Source organism: Castellaniella sp. (assembly GCF_034675905.1).
Lineage (GTDB): Bacteria > Pseudomonadota > Gammaproteobacteria > Burkholderiales > Burkholderiaceae_B > Castellaniella.
The window spans coordinates 1-20,289 of record NZ_JAUCCV010000008.1; the positions used below are offsets into that span (position 1 = coordinate 1).

21 protein-coding genes are annotated in these 20,289 nt (G+C 63.9%); 11 read left to right on the forward strand and 10 right to left on the reverse strand.

The features are described 5' to 3' along the window. Window positions 1-194 (forward strand): gamma carbonic anhydrase family protein (locus VDP79_RS08450; RefSeq protein WP_416233083.1); only part of this gene is annotated, 194 nt, incomplete at its 5' end. Between the two features lie 28 nt (window positions 195-222). Here the strand turns inward: VDP79_RS08450 and VDP79_RS08455 are convergent. The 4 genes from VDP79_RS08455 to VDP79_RS08470 all read right to left on the reverse strand — a co-directional run bounded on the left by VDP79_RS08455 (window position 223) and on the right by VDP79_RS08470 (window position 4,317). After that, window positions 223-1,278, reverse strand: a complete 1,056-nt coding sequence (locus VDP79_RS08455; protein ID WP_323017627.1) for a glycosyltransferase family 4 protein — start codon at window positions 1,276-1,278, stop codon at window positions 223-225. 62 nt (window positions 1,279-1,340) lie between these two features. Beyond that, on the reverse strand, window positions 1,341-2,708 hold the full coding sequence (glmU, locus tag VDP79_RS08460) for a bifunctional UDP-N-acetylglucosamine diphosphorylase/glucosamine-1-phosphate N-acetyltransferase GlmU (RefSeq protein WP_323017628.1): 1,368 nt from the start codon (window positions 2,706-2,708) through the stop codon (window positions 1,341-1,343). Between the two features lie 90 nt (window positions 2,709-2,798). Continuing rightward, window positions 2,799-3,440 (reverse strand): PhaM family polyhydroxyalkanoate granule multifunctional regulatory protein, encoded by a 642-nt coding sequence (locus tag VDP79_RS08465; RefSeq protein ID WP_323017629.1) that lies wholly within the window; start codon window positions 3,438-3,440, stop codon window positions 2,799-2,801. A 43-nt stretch (window positions 3,441-3,483) separates the two neighbouring features. Beyond that, the gene (locus VDP79_RS08470; RefSeq protein ID WP_323017630.1) at window positions 3,484-4,317 is read right to left on the reverse strand and encodes an NUDIX hydrolase; all 834 of its coding nucleotides are present in this window, start codon (window positions 4,315-4,317) and stop codon (window positions 3,484-3,486) included. Between the two features lie 252 nt (window positions 4,318-4,569). Between VDP79_RS08470 and coxB the strand changes: the two genes are divergently transcribed. The 5 genes from coxB (at window position 4,570) to VDP79_RS08495 (ending at window position 8,642) form a co-directional block, all read left to right on the forward strand. Next, entirely contained in the window at window positions 4,570-5,730 is a 1,161-nt protein-coding gene (gene coxB / locus VDP79_RS08475; RefSeq protein WP_323017631.1) for a cytochrome c oxidase subunit II, read from the forward strand. A gap of 81 nt (window positions 5,731-5,811) precedes the next feature. Next, window positions 5,812-7,413: a cytochrome c oxidase subunit I gene (ctaD, locus tag VDP79_RS08480; protein ID WP_323017776.1), complete on the forward strand. Its 1,602-nt coding sequence runs from the start codon at window positions 5,812-5,814 to the stop codon at window positions 7,411-7,413. Window positions 7,414-7,437: 24 nt separating this feature from the next. Beyond that, window positions 7,438-7,554 (forward strand): cytochrome oxidase small assembly protein, encoded by a 117-nt coding sequence (locus VDP79_RS08485; protein ID WP_323017777.1) that lies wholly within the window; start codon window positions 7,438-7,440, stop codon window positions 7,552-7,554. Then, the gene (locus VDP79_RS08490) at window positions 7,551-7,742 is read left to right on the forward strand and encodes a DUF2970 domain-containing protein (RefSeq protein WP_323017778.1); all 192 of its coding nucleotides are present in this window, start codon (window positions 7,551-7,553) and stop codon (window positions 7,740-7,742) included. The genes VDP79_RS08485 and VDP79_RS08490 overlap by 4 nt, the downstream gene beginning before the upstream one ends. Before the next feature lie 21 nt (window positions 7,743-7,763). Next, window positions 7,764-8,642, forward strand: a complete 879-nt coding sequence (locus VDP79_RS08495; RefSeq protein ID WP_323017779.1) for a cytochrome c oxidase subunit 3 — start codon at window positions 7,764-7,766, stop codon at window positions 8,640-8,642. Between the two features lie 21 nt (window positions 8,643-8,663). On the opposite strand, the gene VDP79_RS08500 is transcribed toward VDP79_RS08495, so the two are convergent. Continuing rightward, window positions 8,664-8,876, reverse strand: coding sequence for a twin transmembrane helix small protein (locus tag VDP79_RS08500; RefSeq protein WP_323017780.1), 213 nt, complete (start codon window positions 8,874-8,876; stop codon window positions 8,664-8,666). Window positions 8,877-8,991: 115 nt separating this feature from the next. On the opposite strand from VDP79_RS08500, the gene VDP79_RS08505 reads away from it, so the two are divergent. From VDP79_RS08505 to VDP79_RS08525, 5 genes are read left to right on the forward strand one after another with little or no spacing between them, the layout of a single operon-like run. Further along, window positions 8,992-9,780: an SURF1 family protein gene (locus VDP79_RS08505; RefSeq protein ID WP_323017781.1), complete on the forward strand. Its 789-nt coding sequence runs from the start codon at window positions 8,992-8,994 to the stop codon at window positions 9,778-9,780. Between the two features lie 2 nt (window positions 9,781-9,782). Next, window positions 9,783-10,394, forward strand: coding sequence for a hypothetical protein (locus VDP79_RS08510; RefSeq protein WP_323017782.1), 612 nt, complete (start codon window positions 9,783-9,785; stop codon window positions 10,392-10,394). Window positions 10,395-10,397: 3 nt separating this feature from the next. After that, the gene (locus VDP79_RS08515; RefSeq protein WP_416233084.1) at window positions 10,398-11,411 is read left to right on the forward strand and encodes a COX15/CtaA family protein; all 1,014 of its coding nucleotides are present in this window, start codon (window positions 10,398-10,400) and stop codon (window positions 11,409-11,411) included. 9 nt (window positions 11,412-11,420) lie between these two features. After that, complete coding sequence (gene cyoE / locus VDP79_RS08520; RefSeq protein WP_323017783.1) at window positions 11,421-12,326, forward strand: heme o synthase; 906 nt, start codon at window positions 11,421-11,423, stop codon at window positions 12,324-12,326. Window positions 12,327-12,377: 51 nt separating this feature from the next. After that, window positions 12,378-12,989, forward strand: coding sequence for an SCO family protein (locus VDP79_RS08525; RefSeq protein WP_323017784.1), 612 nt, complete (start codon window positions 12,378-12,380; stop codon window positions 12,987-12,989). On the opposite strand, the gene VDP79_RS08530 is transcribed toward VDP79_RS08525, so the two are convergent. From VDP79_RS08530 to VDP79_RS08550, 5 genes are all read right to left on the reverse strand, one after another. Next, the gene (locus VDP79_RS08530; RefSeq protein ID WP_323017785.1) at window positions 12,973-15,594 is read right to left on the reverse strand and encodes a cation:proton antiporter; all 2,622 of its coding nucleotides are present in this window, start codon (window positions 15,592-15,594) and stop codon (window positions 12,973-12,975) included. The two genes, VDP79_RS08525 and VDP79_RS08530, sit on opposite strands and share 17 nt — an antisense overlap. A gap of 291 nt (window positions 15,595-15,885) precedes the next feature. Next, window positions 15,886-16,791, reverse strand: a complete 906-nt coding sequence (gene rpoH / locus VDP79_RS08535; RefSeq protein ID WP_323017786.1) for an RNA polymerase sigma factor RpoH — start codon at window positions 16,789-16,791, stop codon at window positions 15,886-15,888. Between the two features lie 143 nt (window positions 16,792-16,934). Then, complete coding sequence (locus tag VDP79_RS08540; protein WP_323017787.1) at window positions 16,935-17,789, reverse strand: endonuclease/exonuclease/phosphatase family protein; 855 nt, start codon at window positions 17,787-17,789, stop codon at window positions 16,935-16,937. A gap of 13 nt (window positions 17,790-17,802) precedes the next feature. Then, window positions 17,803-19,593, reverse strand: a complete 1,791-nt coding sequence (aspS, locus tag VDP79_RS08545; protein WP_323017788.1) for an aspartate--tRNA ligase — start codon at window positions 19,591-19,593, stop codon at window positions 17,803-17,805. 46 nt (window positions 19,594-19,639) lie between these two features. Then, window positions 19,640-20,287: a DUF502 domain-containing protein gene (locus tag VDP79_RS08550; RefSeq protein ID WP_323017789.1), complete on the reverse strand. Its 648-nt coding sequence runs from the start codon at window positions 20,285-20,287 to the stop codon at window positions 19,640-19,642. Between the last annotated feature and the right edge of the window lie 2 nt (window positions 20,288-20,289).

The following is a 20,289-nucleotide window of genomic DNA, read 5'->3' on the forward strand; positions in this document are numbered from 1 at the left end:
GTCGTCACAGCCTGGTGGGCGCCGGGGCGCTCGTCACCGAAGGCAAGGTCTTTCCTGAACGATCACTGATCCTGGGCGCGCCCGCCAAGGCCGTGCGCACGCTGTCCGACGAAGAAGTCGCCGCCCTGCAGCGCAGCGCCAAAGACTACGCCGCCCGCGCCGCGCACTATCAGACGTCTCTGCACCCGCTATAAGGCGCCGCTCAGGCCGCACACGCAAGGGTCAGGCGGCGCCCAGCTGATGGTACAAGCGTTCGTACGCAGCCACCATGGCCGGTACGGAATAGACTTGTTCTACATGCACGCGCGCGCGCAACGCCATGGCCTGGGCGGCATCGGCATGACTCAATACCCACGCAATGCGCCGCGCCAAGGTCACGGCATCTCCGGCTGGCGCCAGCAAGCCACGATCCGGGGCCAGGATTTCCCGGTGGCCGCCGACATCGGTCGCCACCACCGGCAGACCGGCCAGGCAGGCGTCCAGCACGCTGGTGCCCAGCGCCTCGAACCGGGAACTGCTGGCATAGACATCGGCCAGCGCCAGAAAATCGCCCACCTGCGTCTGAAAACCGACGAAGCGGTAGTGATCCTGCAAACCCAGGGCCTGCACCCGTGCACGGGCGACATCCGCCGCTGCGCCATCCGCCCCGCAATGCAGGCAGACAATATCCGGATGATCGGCGCGCAGCCGATCTACGGCCTCGATCAGGGTCAAGGGGTCTTTTTCAGGGCTGAGCGCCGCTGCCGTGACCAGAACGCGCCGCCCCGCCAAAGCGAACTGTTGCTGCAGAACCGATACCTGCCGAGGATCCACCAGCGGCGCCTGAACAGCGCTGGGGATCACCTGCGCGTGCAGTCCCAGCGCCCTGGGCGCTGCGGCGGCGGCCTCGCTGATCGCCACCAGCGCATCCGCCCGCGACCATTTCCACCGCTGGCGCTGCGCCTTGCCTGAGGCATCAAAGGCCGTCCGCCGGGTAAAGACCAGCGCAGCCCGCAAACAGGGCCGTAACACCGCCAACACGCTCATGGCCTGGGCCGTCTGGGCGTGCACCACATCGTAGGCGCCGCGCTGGGCCAGCAACAGACGCGCCAGCGCAACACTGCCCGTGCAGGGATGCACGATCATGCCCGCCGCCTGGGCGCGCTGGGCCAAGGGCCCGCCCGCCCGCGCCGCCAGCGCCACCTGATGACCCGCCGACTGCAGACCCTGCAGCGTCAGCAGGGTCTGGCGCTCACCGCCGCGCCAGCCTTTTTCCAGATTCAGCTGCAATACGCGCATCGCCCCGCCTTATGACGCGAACCCGGCCAACGCCGGCATGCGGTTTGCCGGACGCACCGGCATCACGCCTTGCGCTCTGGACGCTTCCAGCCCGGCACGATCTGTTGGCGGGCGCGCGACAGGGTCAGTTCCCCCGCCGGTGCATCGCGCGTCAACGTGGTGCCCGCCCCTAGCGTCGAGCCCTGGCCCACTCGCACCGGCGCAACCAGCTGGGTATCCGATCCGATGAAGACATCGTCTTCGATCACCGTCTGGAATTTATTCACGCCATCGTAATTGCAGGTGATGGTCCCGGCGCCGATATTGACCCGTTCGCCGATCACGGCGTCACCCAGGTAGCTCAGATGATTGGCCTTGGAGCCCCGCCCCAGGCGGGTTTTCTTCAGCTCGACGAAATTGCCGACGTGCGCTTCCGGGCCGACATCGGCCCCCGGCCGCAGGCGGGCATACGGGCCGATCCGGGCGGATGCCCCCACCTGGGCGCCTTCGACGTGCGTATAGGCGTCCAGCGTGGCGCCGGGGCCGATATCCGCCTGGCGGATCACGCAATGCGGCCCGATACGCACGCCATCGGCCAGCTGGACGTTGCCCTCGAACACGCAGCCCACGTCGATGAAGACATCGCGTCCGCACCGCAGATCACCGCGCAGATCGAAACGGGCCGGATCCGCCAGCGTCACGCCTTGTTCCAGCAGGCGGCGGGCCTGTTCGCCTTGCCAGATGCGCTCCAGCTGCGCCTGCTGCACGCGGCTGTTCACACCCAGGGTTTCCCAGTGCGCCGCCGGCTGGGCATGCGCCACCGCCATGCCGTCGCGCACCGCCAGGCCAACGATATCGGTCAGATAGTATTCACCTTGAGCGTTGCGATTGTCGATCTGCCCCAGCCAGCGCCGCAAGGCGGCCGTGGGGGCCGCCAGAATGCCGGTATTGACCTCGGTGATCGCGCGTTCGGCATCGGTCGCGTCTTTATGTTCGACGATACGCTGCACGCGGCCCCGGTCATCGCGCACGATGCGGCCATAACCGGCGGGATCCAGCAGGGTTTCCGTCAGCAGCGCCAAACCGTCGCCGCGCGCCTGCAACAAAGCCTGCAAGGTGGCGGCCTGCACCAAAGGCACATCGCCGTACAGCACCAGGCAGGTATCGTCCGCATCGCCTTCCAGCAGATGGGGCAAAGCCTGCATGACCGCATGACCGGTGCCCTGCTGGGGCTGCTGCAGGGCGAACGTCAGGCCCTGGCCCGCATAGGCGGTCTGGACGCGATCGGCGCCGTGGCCCACCACGACCACCACCCGATCGGGGTTCAGCGCGCGCGCAGCACCCAATACGTGACTGAGCATGGGCTGCCCGGCAATCGGATGCAGGACCTTCGGCAGGTCGGATTGCATGCGCTTGCCCAAGCCGGCAGCCAGAATGATGATATTCAACATAGAAGCGGAAGCGAAAGTTGACGATGAGACCCTGGCGCCGGACGCCAGCCCCCCGACCAGGGCCGGCGGGCGTCCTGGGCGCCGAACATATCAGGCGCGGGGTTTGCGGGTCGAAGCGGCCCGGGAAGCCGTGGTCTTGCGAGCCGGGGACGCTTTGGACGCCGTCTTGCGAGCAGTCTTGGGAGCAGCGGATTTTGCCGTAGGCGCGCGCTTCTTTTTCGTGGCGCCCGTTGCCGTGTCGGCAGCCTCGGCCATGCCGCTCAGGCTGGCGGTGGTGGCATCCCGCAGCTGCTCGAACTGTTGCTGGACCATGTTCCACCAGTCGCCGGCGGCCTGGGCATAGGCCTGGCCGGCATCATCCGCCGAAGCGTCCGCCGAGGCGGCTTGGCGCGTCGATGCGGATGACTTTGCCGCATCCGGAAAGACGCTTCCGGTAAACGACTGGAAGGTCTTGAGCGTGCTGCGCTGGATTTCCAGCCCCTGGATCGTACTGGACAGCATCGTGGCATTGAGCTGCAGCCAGTTCTGCACCGTCTGCAATTCGCGGATGCGCCGATCCAGGTCTTCCAGGGAAACCGTCGGCATGGCGGGGGCGTCCATCCGCCCGGCGCCCGCCAGATTCTGCCAAGCCTGGCGCATCATATCCAGGCCGGCCAGCAGCGGATTGCCGGCCGATTCGCCCTGCTGGCCGAAGCCGGGCAACACAAAGGGATTGGTAGAGTCCTGAGCCATGATGGTGTACCTCCGCCGGATCGGACCGGCATCAATCAATCGGTCAAGGGGACGGCGGCGCGCCTAGCCGCCGCCGCAAGGAATCCAGAATGCACAATTCGGCTTCCAGGGTAAAAGCGCCGTGCTCGATCATGTCCCAGAGATCGGCCATGTCGACGCAACGGAATTCCATGACTTCGCCATCCAGATTGGCGGGCGCGGCAGCCGCATCCAGCACGCAGTCGCTAAGGCACACGGTTTCGACCTGATACCCGTCCGGCAAACGGCGATGCATGCGCAGCACCGTGCGCAAAGGGCCATGCGCCGCCAAAGCCACCGGCGCCAGGCCGGCTTCTTCGTGGGATTCACGCAACAGGGCGGATTCGGGGTCTTCGCCGGCAGCGACCAGCCCCCCGGACAAGGTGTCCCACAAACCCGGATCGGTCGATTTACCAAGGGCGCGGCGGGCCACCCACAACCGGCCATCCGGCGCCCAGCCATTGAGGTGCACCGCCTGGGTCAGCAGCCCCAGCGGGCGCACGGCGCCGCGTTCGATACGCCCCAGCAGGCGGCCTTCGGCCACCACATCCAGCAATTCGTCGCGCCAGCTGCGGATGCAGCCTGCGTCGCGCAAGGCCAGCGCCAGATCGCGCAACACCCCGTCCAGGCTGAGGCGTGCGGCAGGGGCCGCCGTCAGGTGGGCGGCTTCGGCTTCGATGTGCACACCGGGCCGATCAGCAATGGCGGCCAGCGCCGTGGCGCCGATCCATCCGGCCACCCGCCCCGCGACCGTGACCGGCCGAGCGCCGATCGGCGGTAATTGCTGGGTACGACGCACCAGACGCGCACAGCGCATCGCCAGATCGTCCGGGGTGAAAACCGCAGAGGTGGAATCCATCAAAGCATTGTAGTGGAAGCCCGAACGGGATAGGTGGAAACCCGCGAAAGCGCATGAATAGGGCAGAACCCTGCCTGTACAAGCGGAAACGCTTGGCTATAATCCCTTCAAGCTTATAAGGACATCGCAGGCCGCCGCTTCCATGGGCGCACGACCTGACGATCCGATCATGTGTGCAGGGCCCGTTCCCCTCGTGTGTCTTTGACGAAGGTCTACCCGCCCCGAAGAACACACACAAACCAGAGGGACGACATGAAGATGGTCAGAGGGTTGTTAGGCATGATCGCGCTGTCATGGATGACAGTCGCAAGCGCGCAGGTTCAGGACGTACCGGGGGGACCGGCGGTCAATCAGCTGAACGTCACCCCGGGGGTCACGCCGATCTCCCAAGAAATTTATGAACTGCACTGGATGATCATGATCGTCTGTACGATCATTTTCATCGGGGTCTTCGGGGTGATGTTGTATTCCATCATCCACCACCGCAAGTCCCGGGGCTACAAGGCCGCCAAGTTCGACGAAAACCTGTCGATCGAGCTGACCTGGACCGTCATCCCCTTTCTGATCATCGTCGCCATGGCCATTCCGGCCAGCCGCACGATCGTCGCCATGAAAGACACCTCGGGCGCCGATCTGACGATCAAGGCGACTGGCTACCAATGGAAGTGGGGCTACGAATATCTCGACGGCTCCGCAGCCGGCGTGCAGTTTCTGTCGAACCTGTCCACCCCTCAGGACCAGATCGACGGCAAGGCCCCCAAAAGCAATACCTACCTGCTGGAAGTCGACCATCCGATGGTGGTGCCCGTCGATAAAAAAGTCCGCGTCGTCCTGACGGCATCCGACGTCATCCATTCCTGGATGGTGCCTGATTTCGGCGTCAAGCAAGACGCGGTGCCCGGCTACCTGCGCGACACCTGGTTCCGGGCTGAAAAAACCGGCACCTTCCGCGGTCAATGCGCTGAGTTGTGCGGCAAGAACCACGCCTATATGCCGATCGTGGTCGAGGTGAAATCCGCCGAAGACTACGCCCAGTGGGTCAAAGACCAGAAGGCCGCCATGGCCTCCGCCACCGAAGACCCCAACAAGGCCTGGACCAAAGACGAACTGATCGCCAAGGGCAAGGAAGTCTTCGGCGCCAACTGCGTAGCCTGCCACCAGGCCAACGGCCAGGGCATCCCGGGCACTTTCCCGGCGCTGAACGGCGACACCAAATATGTGTTGGCGCCCATGAAGGATCAGATCCTGACGGAACTCAACGGCCACCCGGGTACCGCCATGGCGGCGTTCCGCGATCAGCTCAGCGATGTCCAGCTGGCGGCCGTCATCACCTACACCCGTAACGCTTGGGACAATGCCGGCAAAGGTCCGGATCCCGTCGTGCAGCCCTCGGACGTCAAGGCACTGCGCTAACGTCCGCCGCACTACGGCCCCATCCCACATCCTATTTATCCGCGCCGCCCTGCGTGCGGCGCGCCCTCCAAGGAGGCATTCATGAGCAGCGTTACCGCAGACCACATCCCGCCCAGCACGGGACATGACGAACATGCACACCACGTCCCCACAGGCTGGCGGCGCTGGGTGTTCGCCACGAACCACAAAGACATCGGAACGATGTACCTGATTTTTTCGTTCTGCATGCTGCTCGAAGGCGGCACTCTGGCGCTATTGCTGCGCACAGAGCTCTTCGAGCCCGGCATCCAGTTCTTCCAGCCCGAACTGTTCAACCAGTTCACGACCATGCACGGGCTGATCATGATTTTCGGGGCCATCATGCCGGCCTTCGTGGGTTTCGCTAACTGGATGATCCCGCTGCAGATCGGCGCATCCGACATGGCCTTCGCCCGCATGAACAACTTCAGTTTCTGGCTGCTGCCCGTCGGCGCCATCCTGCTGACCACGTCGTTCTTCGTGCCCGGCGGCGCCAACGCATCCGGCTGGACCATGTACGCGCCGCTGTCGCTGCAGATGGGCCCAGGCATGGACTTCGCGATCTTCGCCGTCCATATCCTGGGGGCCTCGTCCATCATGGGGGCGATCAACATCATCGTCACCATCCTGAACATGCGCGCGCCCGGCATGTCGCTGATGAAAATGCCGATGTTCTGCTGGTCCTGGCTGGTCACGGCCTACCTGCTGCTGGCCGTGATGCCGGTGCTGGCCGCCGCTGTCACCATGCTGCTGACCGACCGTCATTTCGGCACCCACTTCTTCAATGCCGCCGGCGGCGGCGACCCGGTGCTGTACCAGCACGTATTCTGGTTCTTCGGACACCCCGAGGTCTACATCATGATTCTGCCGGCCTTCGGGATCGTGTCGCAGATCATCCCCACCTTTGCCCGCAAGCGCCTGTTCGGCTATGCGTCGATGGTCTACGCCATCTGCGCCATCGCCATCCTGTCCTTCCTGGTGTGGGCGCACCACATGTTCACCACCGGCATGCCGGTCACGGCCCAGCTGTTCTTCATGTACGGCACCATGCTGATTTCCATCCCCACCGGGGTCAAGGTCTTCAACTGGACAGCCACCATGTGGCGCGGGTCCATGACGTTTGAAACCCCGATGCTATGGGCCATCGGTTTCATCTTCGTGTTTACGATCGGCGGCTTTACCGGTCTGGTGGTGGCCATCGCCCCCATCGACATCCAGGCCCAGGATACTTATTACGTCGTGGCGCACTTCCACTATGTGCTGGTGGCCGGATCGCTGTTCGCTCTGTTTGGCGCCGCCTACTACTGGCTGCCAAAGTGGTGCGGCCACATGTATGACGAAAAAATAGGGAAACTGCATTTCTGGAACAGCATGATTTCCTTCAACCTGACCTTCTTCCCCATGCACTTCCTGGGCTTGGCCGGCATGCCGCGACGCTATGCAGACTATGCCTCGCAATTCACGACCTTCCACCAGGTGGCGACGATCGGGGCCTTCTGGTTCGGCCTGTCACAGCTGATTTTCGTCTACGCCGTGATCAAGGCAGTCCGCAGCACCGGCCCCACCGTGGCGGCCTGCCCCTGGGAAAGCGCCGAGGGTCTGGAATGGACCGTGCCGTCACCGGCGCCCTACCACACCTTCGTCACCCCGCCCGAATATAAATAAAGGCTCACACCTGGAACACTCGTCATGACACCTGAACAACGTCGCCGCAACCGCCGCACCGGATGGCTCCTGGCTCTGTTTGCCTTGGCCATCCTGGTCTGGACCTTTGTCCGCGCCAACCTGTACGGGGTCGCCGATTGAGCGGGCCAGGCGCTTTTCTGCGATCGGTACGCACCATCGCCTGGGCGTTTCTAGGCCTGCGCAAACGCTCGGGCCATGACGACGACCTGGACCGCATCGGTCCTGCGCACCTGATCGTCGCAGGCCTGCTGGGCGGGCTGATATTCGTATTGCTGCTGCTACTGGCCGTCCGGCTGGTCACAGCCTAGAACTAGAAAGAGGAGAACAACATGACAGCAGTTGCACAGACAGCGGATAGCGGCAAGGCTCCTTACTACTACGTCCCGCCCCATTCCGCCCATCCCATCCGGGGCAGCCTCAGCATGCTGGCCACGCTGCTGGGCGCGGCATTCTGGGTCAACGGCTATGCTTTCGGCCCTTGGCTGTGCATCGCCGGCATCCTGTGCATGTTCATGGTGCTGTTCGGCTGGTTCGGGGATGCCATCCGCGAATCCGAAGGCGGCATGAACAGCCAGCGCATCGACCATTCCTACCGCTGGAGCATGGCTTGGTTCATTTTTTCCGAAGTCATGTTTTTTTCGGCCTTCTTCGGATCACTCTGGTACACGCGCGACGTGTCCACCCCATGGCTGAGCACACTGGATTCCCAGACACTGCTGTGGCCAAGCTTCACCGGCGTCTGGCCCAATTTCGGCCCGGCGGGCACCGTCGCCCCGTTTGAGTCTGTCGGGCCGTTCTGGCTGCCCACCATCAACACGGCCCTGCTGCTGACATCCGGCCTGACCCTGACCATCGCCCACCACGCCCTGCGGGCCGCCCAGCGGCAGAAAGCCATTTTCTGGCTGGGGCTGACGGTCGTCCTGGGCTTTACCTTTGTGGCCTGCCAGGCCTACGAATACCACCACGCCTATACCGAACTGAATCTGCGCTTCACCTCAGGTGCATTCGGCGCCCTGTTCTACATGCTGACCGGATTCCACGGCTTTCACGTCATCCTGGGCGCTACCATGCTGACCGTGATCTGGTTCCGCCTGGTGCGCGGCCACTTCACGCCCGAACATCACTTCGGCTTCGAAGGCGCTGCCTGGTATTGGCACTTTGTGGACGTCGTCTGGCTGGGCTTGTATATCTTCGTCTACTGGGTGTGATGCTGGCTGCCCGGCGCCGGCCTACCCCATGGTAGCCGGCGCCCCGGCGGCATCGATCCACCCCAGGGCATGCGCCAGCAGCAAAAACAGAAACAGCAGGATGGACAAGCCAACCCGCCAGGTCAGAGCCCAGGCCATCCGGCCGCTACGGCCCTGATCCTGCATCAGAAACACCAGGGCCGAGCCCAGGCTGGCGACAATCGCCAGAAACAGAATGACAATCAGCACTTTCATGGATGGATTCCCGCCTTTCTATCCGTCACACTGAACAGCCACCCCTGGTGGCGAAATGGTTTTCAATCTTCGCGCCGCTTGATTTGCAGCCTGCTTTCTTAATGTCGTTCCGTCCATGATTCAGCAACACACCGCCTCACGAAAAAAAGCCCTGGCGGCCATCCTGTTGCTGATCCTGCTGGCCGGCATCTGCATCGCGGCGGGCCAATGGCAATTGCGCCGCGCCCACGACCGCGAAACCATCCGCGCCGCCCGCCTGGCGGGGCAGCAAGCGCCCCCCCTGACCCTGACGACCCAGACTCCCGACGGCCCCGACTGGCGCCGTGCCAGCGCCCAAGGGCAATGGCTCAATCCGCTTACTGTACTCCTGGATAATCGTAACCTCAAAGGTCGGCCTGGTCTCTGGGTGGCAACCCCGCTGGCGCTGCAGGACGACCCTGGCGCCGCCGTGCTGGTGCTGCGTGGCTGGGTCGCCAGACCGATGCCGCCCGCCACACTGCCTGACCTGCGGGCGGTCGACGGACCCGTCCAGGTACAAGGCACTTTGCTGCACCACGTTCCCAGACTGCTGGATCTGGGGAATCTGACCGGCGATACCCCTGCCGGGCTGCCCCGCCCCTTCCCGCCCGCCGACGGCGCTCTGCTCAGGGTGCAAAACCTGGATCTGGACGCTTTGGCGGCCGCATCCGGCCTGCGCCTGCTGCCCGTCGTGCTGGAGCAGGCTCCCACGCAGGATGCCGGCCTGATTCAGGAATGGCCCGGCCCATCCGACAACGCCAGCCAGAACTACAACTACGCCGGGCAATGGTTCAGTTTCGCCGCCATTGCCCTGATTGCCGCAGCCGTAATCCTGTGGCGCACCCGGCGGAAACCCGCCGCCTCTTCTGAATCCGACGCAAGCTGACCATGACGACCGCTCCTGCCCGCCCCCGCTCCTTGACTCCGGTCATTGCCATTCTCCTGATCGCCCTGGCGCCCGTGGTGTTCGCTCTGCTGGCCTACTATGTGCCGGCGCTGGGTCTGCGGCCCGCCGTCCAGACGAACTACGGTCAGCTGATCGAACCGCAGCGCCCAATTCCGGATGCCCTGACCCTGCGCGACGAGCAGGGCCAACCCTACGACCTGAATCAACTGAAAGGCCAGTGGCTGCTGATCAGCACCGGCCCCGGCGCTTGCCCTGAATCCTGCGTGCGCGGCCTGTTCGTGCTGCGCAATTCACATGCCAGCCAGGGCAAGAACGTCGAACGACTGGAACGCATCCTGTTCGTCACCGACGACGCGCCCATCGCCCCGGTGGTGGGCGAAGCCTATATCGGCACCCATGTGCTGCGCGCCGACCCGGCGGAACTGGCTGCCTGGCTGGCGCCTGGCGCCGCTGACCCAGCCGCCGCGCTGACCACGGGCCTGTGGATCGTGGATCCACTGGGCCACCTGATGATGCAGTTTCCTGACGGACAGGACCCCGAAGGGGTGCGCGACGACATCCGCGCCCTGCTCAAGAATTCCCGGATCGGGTAAGCCGTGAGGATCTACCGTCGCCTGGTCTTTCTGGCCTGGTTCCTGACCTTGGACCTGATCATGTTCGGCGCCTTCGTGCGCCTGACAGATTCCGGGCTGGGCTGTCCTGACTGGCCCGGGTGCTACGGGCATTTCAGCCCCTTGGGGGCGCATGAATCCATCCGCCAGGCTCTGGAAGCCATGCCCTACGGCCCGGTCAGCGCCTTCCAGGCCTGGGTTGAAATGATCCACCGCTATGCCGGGGCCTTTCTGGGCATGCTGATCATCGCCTTTACCGTCCTGGCCTGGCGCCTGCGCCAAACCCTGGCGCGCAGCCCGGCGCTGGCGACCGCTGTGCTGGGCCTGGTCTGCCTGCAAGGCGCCTTCGGCGCCTGGACCGTCACCCATCGCCTGATGCCGCTGGTGGTCACGACCCACTTGGTCTTAGGCATGAGCCTGCTGGCCATGATGACCTGGCTGGCCGCTCGCGAAAAGGCCCACGATCCGGTTCCGGCGGCGCTGACCAGCGGCCGCCCCTGGATGGTTCTAGGCCTGGCCGTGCTGTTTCTGCAGCTGGCGCTGGGCGGCTGGGTCAGTACCAATTACGCGGCGTTGGCCTGCATGGACTTCCCGACCTGTCACGGCGCCTGGGTCCCGCCCATGGATTTCCAGGGGGGATTTTCCCTGCTGCGCAGCCTGGGCCAGCAAACCAGCGGCGAGCCGATTTCCCAGGACGCCCTGACCGCGATCCACTGGACCCACCGCAATTTCGCGCTCGTCGTCCTGGCCTTATTGGGCTGCCTGGCCTGGCGCTGGCGCCGCGTGCCCGGTCTGCGCGGGCCGGCCCTCCTGCTGCTGGCCCTGCTGGCCCTGCAGCTGATCACCGGCCTGACGACGATCTTCTTCCAGTGGCCGCTGCTGATCGCCGTGATGCATAACGGCGGCGCAGCCGGCCTGGTGCTGGTCAGCGTCACCCTGCTGTGGCGGCTGGCTCAAGCAGGGAAACCCCCTAGCGGCAGCCGCCGCCAGGACGCCTAGAATGACCCCATGACGACTGCCGCTGCATCCCATCACCCCTCCCTCCTGCGCCAATACCTGGTCCTGACCAAGCCGCGCGTCACCCAACTGGCAGTCTTCTGCGCGGTCATCGGCATGTTCCTGGCGGTGCCGGGCATGCCCGACCTGGGCCGGGCGGCCGCCGCCACCCTGGGCATCTGGCTGCTGGCCGCCGCCGCGTTTTCCGTCAATTGCCTGATCGAACGCGAAACCGATGCCCGCATGCGGCGCACGGCCCGTCGTGGCACGGCTTCCGGCCAGATCACCCCGCCTCAGGTGCTGATCATGGCCGGGGTGCTGGGCGGCGCGGGCATGTTCATCCTGAACGTCTGGGTCAACGCCCTGACCATGTGGCTGACCTTTGCGACGTTTGTCGGCTATGCGCTGATCTACACCGCCATCCTGAAACCCCTGACGCCCCAGAACATCGTCATCGGCGGCTTTTCCGGCGCCATGCCGCCGGCCCTGGGCTGGGCCGCCATGGCCGATGCCGTCCCGGCCGAAGCCTGGATCCTGGTGTTGATCATCTTTATCTGGACCCCGCCGCATTTCTGGGCGCTGGCCCTGTACCGCCACCACGAATACGAGGAATCCGGCTTGCCCATGCTGCCGGTCACGCACGGCCAGAATTTCACCCAGCTGCACGTACTGCTCTACAGCATCGCGCTGTTTGCCGCGTCTTTGCTGCCCTACGTCATCCGCATGAGCGGTCCGGCCTATCTGGCCGCCGCCTGCCTGCTCAGCGGCCGCTTCGTCTGGCAGGCGGTGATGCTCTACCGCCACTATTCCGACGCCAGAGCGCGTAAACTGTTCTGGTATTCAATTTTGTATCTGGCCCTGCTGTTCGCAGCGCTGTTGCTGGATCACTGGGTCGGCTTGGCACTGGGCACCATCTGATGTGATGCTTTCCTGTCAGGGTCCGGCCCCCTGACCCCGATAGGTAAAAGCATGACCGTCCCGTTTTCCGTGTCCCGCCGCACCCTGCTGGCGGGCATCGCCGCCACCCTGCCCCTGGCCCTGATCGCTTGCAGCCCGAAAGCCGCCGAACCCCTGCCCTTCGAGGGCAACGACATCAGCGGCACCCATCTGGGCAAGGACCTGTCCATGACCGATCACAGCGGCGCCCTGCGCACGCTGGCGGATTTCAAAGGCAAGGTCCTGCTGGTGTTCTTCGGCTATACCCAATGCCCCGACGTCTGCCCGACCGCCATGGCCCAGGCGGCCCAGGCGCTGGAACTGCTGGGCGAGCAGGCCGCCAAAGTCCAGGTCATCATGATTTCAGTCGACCCGGCCCGCGACACCCCGGACATCCTGAGCGCCTACATGCAGGCCTTTGATCCGTCCTTTATCGGCCTGACGGGCACGCCGGAACAGCTGGACAAGACCGCACGCTCGTTCAAGGCCTTTTACGCCAAGGAACCCGGCCCTACTCCCGAACAGTACGCCATGAACCATTCAGCCGCGTTCTACCTGATGGATCAGGACGGCGAAGCCCGCGCTCTGCTGGGGCCGTCCTTGACGCCGGAAGACATGGCGCACGACATCAAACTGCTGCTGTAGGCCCGTCCGGCGCGGCGGGCGTGCCGGATGACGCCGTATCCGCCCGAGCCTCTTGATCCGGCGTTGCCGGCCCGCCCGACGGCAGCTCGGGCAGCGGCTCGTACTGGCGCTGCCCGGATTCAAATTGCTGCCAGACTTCCACCGCCCGCAAGCGCTGATGCACAATGGCGTCGATTTTGTCACGCAAAGCCGGGAACTGCGTCAGCAATTTCCTGAAATCCTTTTCCTGCAACATCAGCAAACGGCTATAGCTGATCGACCGGACCCGCGCCTGGAAATCATGATTCATGACCAAGGCCATTTCACCGAAGATCTGGCCGCTGCCCAATTCGGCTGTCGTGCCGTCGGGCAGATCCAGCACCACGGCGCCGGAGGCCACGAAGTACATGGCATGGCTGCGCCCGATGCGGGTGGGGATATCCTGCCCCGGCACCGCCAGACGAGGCTTCAGGACCTTGCAGATGGCGGTCATGGTGGCATCGTCCAGCCCCTCGAACAAACTGACCCGCTGCACCATGACCGCCGCGCTCAAGGCGATATCCAGGCCGTCATGCTTTTCCAGCGCCCCCCAACGCATCTCGACCTGTTCGATCAGATCGGAATAGGTCTCGCCGCTGATCAGGTTGTGCGCCAGCATATCCCGATAGTGCATGCGCTCCATGGACCTTGCCATCCGTGCCAGATAAGCTTCCTGCAAGTGCCGGGCATAGCTGGGGTACTGCAGCGCCAGGGCTTGCAAGGCGCCCTCCAGCAGCGTCAGACGGCGCTGATGGGCCGCCACGATGATGTCGGTGACTTCCGCCCCCAGCAAAGGCTGCACGTCGGTGCGGGCAAACTGGATCAGGCGGCGGGCCACCGCCCATTTGCACATCAGATTGGTAAAGCGCCGGGCCAGTTCCCGCCCCAGCCAGAACGGCCGTCCGGTCAGATAATGTAAACGCAGGACCAGTCGCAGGGTGTTCGAGTAGCGCAGATCCCCTTCGATCGCGGAGTCGAACCCGGCCAGGCCGCCTGCGCGCACGGCGTCTCCCAGGCGCTCGGCGCGGGCCAGCAGGGCTTCGGCGGTGCGCCAGTCCACCACCTGCGCCTTCAGGGTCTCGAAAAACATTTCTTCTTCGCGGCCGGCCAGTATCCCCATGCCGACAGCCACTTTCTGATCCATGGACAGCTGCAGCACCTGCGCCGCATCCATGCTGGTCTGGCTGGCGTCGAACACTGCATGCAAGCGATCCAGCACTTCCGGACCGATATGTTCGTGCCGGGCGATTTCATCGATCCGCAGACGCAGCGCCTCCAATTCCACGATTTGCGCCTGGTCGCGCAAGGTGCGGTCCACCGGCGACAACTGATTCAGGCCCAGGCGGGCAATCAGCGGCCGCAGCGTCAGTCCGTTGACGAACAGCGTCATCAGCACAAAGCCGGTGGTTGCCACGGCGATGAACTGGCGGGCCTCGTGCGGCACGGCCGGCTGTTCGGTCACGGCCAGCGCCAAAGCCAGCGAAACCGCGCCGCGCAAGCCGCCCAGCAGCATCACGGCCCGGTAGGCCGGACTGACCTGGGTGCTCAGGCGCAGCCGCCCCAGCACCGGCAACAGCCCATAGACCATGACGGCGCGCGCGCCCAATGTGACGATAAAGACCACCAGGATCAGGAAGACTTCCATCCAGGTGATTTCCGCCATCATGCGCGGAATCAGCATGGCCGCGAACAGGAAGATCAGGGAATTGGCCCAGAAACCGAACTGCGCCCAGGCGCCCTCCAGTTGTTCGAATGTCGTGGGCGACATGCGGGTGCGGCCATTGGACCCCACCACCAGCCCGGCAATCACGGTGGCGACCACACCCGATACGCCCAGATAGTGTTCCGCCACGAAAAATGTCAGGTACGCCAGGGCCACGGTCAGGGTGATCTCGGCTGCCGGCCAGCCGCGCAGCCAGCGAAACAGCGCAGTCGCCAGCCGCCCCATGACCAGGCCCGCCAGACCGCCGCCGATGAAACTGATCAGGAAACTGCTGGCGACTTTGCCCACGGACAATTCCCCGCCGCTGAACAAGACGCTGAGCAGCACGGAATACAGGGCAATGGATGCCGCGTCGTTGAACAGGGATTCGCCCTCGACCAGAGTGGTCAGACGGCGCGGCGCGCCGACCTCGCGGAAAATGCCCACCACTGCCACCGGATCCGTCGTCGCCACGATGGCGCCCAGCATCAGGCAGACCACCAGGCCATAGGGGGAAATCGCCGCCAGCGAAAAGCCCACCGCCACCGTGCACACGACCACGGCCACGATGGCCATCACCAGAATCGGGCTGATATCGTCCAGCAATCGCCGGATATTCATCGCCAGCGCCGTTTCAAACAACAGCACCGGCAAAAAGACGTACAGGAACGTCTCGGATGAAATTTCAAAGTGCTGCAGCGAATCCAGAAAATCCGCCACCACCCCCGGCGCCCAGCCATGCACATGGATGATCACGCCCAGCACAAAGCCGACGATGGCCAGCAACACGGAATACGGCAAGCGCAGACGCCCCGCCAGCGGCGGCATGAAGGAAACCAGGGCCAGCAACCCGGCCAGGCCAAAGACCAGGAGGCCTATTTTCATGATCGAAGCACATTAACAAAACCGTGGTCCCCATTATGTTACAGATGGGCCGGCCTTGTCTGAAACAAAATAATGGATGCTGCGGGTCAGCGGCATAAAAAAAGGGATGCCGTGAAGGCATCCCTTGAACATCCGCTTCGATAGGGAGGGGAAGAGGAGAAGCAGAAGCGGACGACAGGGCGGCGCGGCCACGAAGGCCGGACGTCCGTCCATGAAAGCTTAGTCCGCTAGCTGACGCAAAAGTTCAGCCTGGTTCGCCCTATAAATGAAACAAATTATTGACAGGGCGGATCACGCTGCCAGGAAATCCGGCTGCTGATCGGCCAACGCGCTTTTCAGCTTTTTCAGGGCGGCGGATTCGATCTGGCGAATGCGTTCGGCGGAAACGCCGTATTCGGCCGCCAGTTCGTGCAAAGTCGTCGCGCCATCGTCGGCCAGCCAACGGGCCTGCACGATATGCCGCGACCGATCATCCAGCGTATCCAGCGCATCGGCCAAACCCTGGCTTTGCAGGCTATCCATCCGGCGGCGGGCCAGGATCTGGGCTGGTTCCTGACTATCGTCGGCCAGCCAGGCGATCGGAGCGTAACGGTCTTCGTCGTCCGCCTGCGCTTCCAGCGCGCAATCCCCGCCTGACAGACGGACTTCCATTTCGGATACGTCTTCGGGGCGCACGTTCAGTTCGCGCGCAATATCGGATATCTGATCCGGCGCCAGCGTCTGCCCGTCCGGGCGCATGCGCCGCAGATTGAAAAACAGTTTGCGCTGCGCCTTGGTCGTGGCGATTTTCACCAGCCGCCAATTGCGCACCACATATTCGTGGATTTCAGCGCGGATCCAATGCACCGCAAACGACACCAAACGCACCCCGCGATCAGGGTCGAAACGGCGCACGGCCTTCATCAGGCCGATATTGCCTTCCTGGATCAGGTCGGCGTGCGCCAAGCCATACCCCAGGTACTGGCGGGCGACGGATACCACCAGCCGCAAATGGGACAGAATCAGTTCGCGGGCGGCTTCCAGATCATTGCCGTCGCGCAAGCGGCGGCCAAGGTCGGACTCGTGTTCGGCGGTCAGCAAGGGCAGGCGGTTGACCACGCCGATGTAGGCTTCTATAGAGCCTAGGGCGCCTGGATTGGAAATGGCCTGCGCAAGCTGGGACGGCGCCAACACCAGGGATGAAGCAGTGTGGCTCATGGCAAAATCCTCGGGATCATACCCATTGATGTTAGCACTCTATGGAACAGAGTGCTAATTCTTGAACGATACAGCTTGGACTGCCGGAATCAAAGAAAGTTCCTGCTGCCGCAGCCGCCGTCCGATCCGCCAGCCCCCGACGGTCAGGGCAATTCCAGATCCGCCACCAGCGGCGCGTGATCGGATAATTTTTTCCAGGGCGCCCCGTGCAAGACCCTGGCGCGGCGCACGGCAAAGCCGCGCTGATAGATGCGGTCCAGGCGCAGCCAGGGAAACACCGATGGAAACGTGCGCGGCGGCGGCGTCAGACGGGCGGCCTGCCCCGTCATCGACAAGGCGGGCGCATGGCCCAGCGGCTGACCCGGCAGCCAGAACATGCGCTGGCGCAACTGGGCCACCCGGTGGCGCAGGCGGTAGATTTCATCGGCCCCTTGGGGCGCAGCGGCAAAGACTTCCACCAAGCCCAGCTGTTTCACGAACAAGGGGGCCAGGCGATTGGTCCAGTCATTGAAATCCCCGGCAATCAGCAGGGGTTCGGAATCGGGCACCAGCCGCCGGATACGGTCCACCAGGGCATGCACCTGGCGGGAACGGCCGCCCGCCAGCAAGCCCAGATGCACGACCAGGCAATGCACATGGGCATCCCCTACCTGCACGACCCCGTGCAGCAGGCCGCGCTGTTCCAGGCGGTGATCGGAAATATCCTGGTTTTCGTGATACAGGATCGGGTAGCGCGACAGCAGGGCATTGCCGTGATCGGTGGCGGTGCGCACGGCATTGCAGCCGTAGGCGGCCTGCATATGCATGCTGGCCGCCAGGGATTCGTGCTGAGCGTCCAGACTGCCATGCAACTGGTTGCGCCCCTGCACTTCCTGCAGGAACAGCAGATCGGGGCGCAGGCCATAGAGGCCCAGGCGCAGATCCGCCAGCGATTCCCGCCCACCCGTGGCCGAACGGCCCTTGTGGATGTTGTAGCTGACGACCCTCAGGATTGCCATACCGCAGCCCCCGTTAATTCGCCTCGGTCTGACGCAGCCGGATGTGCAGTTCGCGCAATTGCTTTTCATCCACCGGCGACGGGGCCTGCACCAACAGATCCTGAGCCCGTTGCGTCTTGGGAAACGCGATCACGTCACGAATGGATTCCGCGCCCGCCATCAGCGTCACCAGACGGTCCAGACCGAAGGCCAGCCCGCCATGCGGCGGGGCGCCGAACTGCAACGCGTCCAGCAAGAAACCGAATTTCTCGCGGGCTTCTTCTTCCTCGATCTTGAGCGCCTTGAATACCTTGGTCTGCACATCGGCGCGGTGGATACGTTCCGACCCGCCGCCGACTTCCCAGCCATTCATGACCATGTCGTACGCGCGCGCCAGGGCGCTGCCCGGATCGGTTTCCAGCAGATCCTCGTGACCGGGCTTGGGGCAGGTGAAGGGGTGATGCGCCGCCGTGTAGCGGTCCTCGCCCTCGTCGTATTCGAACATGGGGAAATCCACCACCCACAGCGGCTGCCAGCCCGCCTCGAACAGACCGTTGGCACGACCGAATTCGCTCAGGCCGAGCTTGACGCGCAAGGCGCCGATCGCATCGTTGACGACCTTGGTGCGGTCGGCGCCAAAGAAGATCAGGTCGCCGCTTTGCGCACCGGTGCGCTCGATCAAGGCCCGCAGCGCATCGACATGGATGTTCTTGACGATGGGCGACTGCAGGCCTTCGGGGATGGCGGCGGCGTCATTGACCTTGATGTAGGCCAGGCCACGCGCGCCATAGATGCCCACAAACTGTGTGTAGGCGTCGATTTCGCTGCGCGGCAGGCTGGCGCCGCCCGGCACGCGCATGGCGACCACGCGGCAGGCGGGGTCTTTTGCCGGACCAGCGAAGACCTTGAAATCCACGTTCTGCATCAGGTCGGCGATATCGGTGAATTCCAGCTTCACCCGCAGATCGGGCTTATCGGACCCATAGCGGCGCATGGCTTCGGACCAGCTCATGACGGGGAACTCAGGCAAGGCGACATTCATCACCTGCTGATAGACTTCGCGCACCATGCCTTCGAAAATTTCGCGGATCTGGACTTCATCCAGGAACGAGGTTTCGCAATCGATCTGCGTGAATTCCGGCTGGCGGTCCGCCCGCAGGTCTTCGTCGCGGAAACATTTCGTGATCTGGTAATAGCGGTCAAAGCCCGCCACCATCAGCATCTGCTTGAACAGCTGCGGCGACTGCGGCAAGGCAAAGAATTCACCCGGATTGACGCGGGAAGGCACCAGATAATCGCGCGCGCCTTCCGGCGTGCTGCGGGTCAGCATCGGGGTCTCGATATCGATGAAGCCCAGTGCGTCCAGGTAATTGCGCGCCACCATCGACACGCGGTAGCGCAGCATCAGATTACGCTGCATCTGCGGGCGGCGCAGATCCAGCACCCGATGCGTCAGGCGGGTGGTTTCCGACAGATTGTCGTCATCCAGCTGGAACGGCGGCGTCAGCGATGCGTTCAGGATTTCCAGTTCGCGGCACAGGATTTCCACATCGCCCGACAACAGATCCGGGTTGCGCGTGCCTTCGGGGCGCAGCCGGACCAGGCCGGTGATGCGCAAGCAGTATTCGTTGCGGATGCGTTCCGCCGTGGCGAACACCGTCTGGTTGTCGGGATCCACCACGATCTGAGCCAGCCCAGCCCGGTCGCGCAAGTCGATGAAGATCACCCCGCCATGATCGCGGCGGCGATGGACCCAGCCGAACAGGGTGACGGTCTGGTCAAGATGGGCTTTGGACACCTCGCCGGTGTAGCAGGTACGGTTCAAGAATGGCTCCGAATATATGTAAGGGCAATGCTGCGGATGATCGAAATTACTGCGACGCGTCAACGCCGACAGCCTGGACCGGCCGGACAGCGACCGGCGGCATCGACGCGGGCGGCGCCACGACGCCCATGGATATCACGTATTTAAGGGCGGTTTCAACCGACATATCGAGCACCTGGACGTCGGCGCGCGGCATCATCAGAAAGAACCCGGATGTGGGGTTGGGCGTCGTCGGCACATACACGCTGATGAAATCGCCCGCCAGCAGGCCGGCGATTTCATCGCACGGCGTACCGGTCAGGAAACCGATGGTCCAGGCGCCCTGGCGCGGGTACTGCACCAGGATGGCCTGACGAAAGGCCTGGCCATTGGGCGCGAAGACGGTATCGCCGACCTGTTTGACCGAATTATAAATGGAGCGCACCAGAGGGATGCGGCCCAGCAGGGATTCCCAGCGCGACAGAATCGCGCGGCCGATGAAATTGGCGCAGAACAGGCCGGTGAGCAAAATGATCAGCAGCACCAGCACCAATTCGAAACCGGGAATCGCCACACCGAACAGGACTTCGGGCGACAGAAACGACGGCACCAGGGAATTCAGGGTGCGGGCCAGCACCAGCAACACCCAAACGGTGGTCACCAGCGGCAACCAGATCAGCAGGCCGGTAATGAAGTAGCGTTTAAAAAATCGCATGT

Coding starts and splice junctions, on each gene's coding strand:
- VDP79_RS08455 (WP_323017627.1), bottom strand. CDS start 1,278: ATGCGCGTATTGCAGCTGAATCTGGAAAAAGGCTGGCGCGGCGGTGAG.
- glmU (WP_323017628.1), bottom strand. CDS start 2,708: ATGTTGAATATCATCATTCTGGCTGCCGGCTTGGGCAAGCGCATGCAA.
- VDP79_RS08465 (WP_323017629.1), bottom strand. CDS start 3,440: ATGGCTCAGGACTCTACCAATCCCTTTGTGTTGCCCGGCTTCGGCCAG.
- VDP79_RS08470 (WP_323017630.1), bottom strand. CDS start 4,317: ATGGATTCCACCTCTGCGGTTTTCACCCCGGACGATCTGGCGATGCGC.
- coxB (WP_323017631.1), top strand. CDS start 4,570: ATGAAGATGGTCAGAGGGTTGTTAGGCATGATCGCGCTGTCATGGATG.
- ctaD (WP_323017776.1), top strand. CDS start 5,812: ATGAGCAGCGTTACCGCAGACCACATCCCGCCCAGCACGGGACATGAC.
- VDP79_RS08485 (WP_323017777.1), top strand. CDS start 7,438: ATGACACCTGAACAACGTCGCCGCAACCGCCGCACCGGATGGCTCCTG.
- VDP79_RS08495 (WP_323017779.1), top strand. CDS start 7,764: ATGACAGCAGTTGCACAGACAGCGGATAGCGGCAAGGCTCCTTACTAC.
- VDP79_RS08500 (WP_323017780.1), bottom strand. CDS start 8,876: ATGAAAGTGCTGATTGTCATTCTGTTTCTGGCGATTGTCGCCAGCCTG.
- VDP79_RS08505 (WP_323017781.1), top strand. CDS start 8,992: ATGATTCAGCAACACACCGCCTCACGAAAAAAAGCCCTGGCGGCCATC.
- VDP79_RS08510 (WP_323017782.1), top strand. CDS start 9,783: ATGACGACCGCTCCTGCCCGCCCCCGCTCCTTGACTCCGGTCATTGCC.
- cyoE (WP_323017783.1), top strand. CDS start 11,421: ATGACGACTGCCGCTGCATCCCATCACCCCTCCCTCCTGCGCCAATAC.
- VDP79_RS08525 (WP_323017784.1), top strand. CDS start 12,378: ATGACCGTCCCGTTTTCCGTGTCCCGCCGCACCCTGCTGGCGGGCATC.
- VDP79_RS08530 (WP_323017785.1), bottom strand. CDS start 15,594: ATGAAAATAGGCCTCCTGGTCTTTGGCCTGGCCGGGTTGCTGGCCCTG.
- rpoH (WP_323017786.1), bottom strand. CDS start 16,791: ATGAGCCACACTGCTTCATCCCTGGTGTTGGCGCCGTCCCAGCTTGCG.
- VDP79_RS08540 (WP_323017787.1), bottom strand. CDS start 17,789: ATGGCAATCCTGAGGGTCGTCAGCTACAACATCCACAAGGGCCGTTCG.
- VDP79_RS08550 (WP_323017789.1), bottom strand. CDS start 20,287: ATGCGATTTTTTAAACGCTACTTCATTACCGGCCTGCTGATCTGGTTG.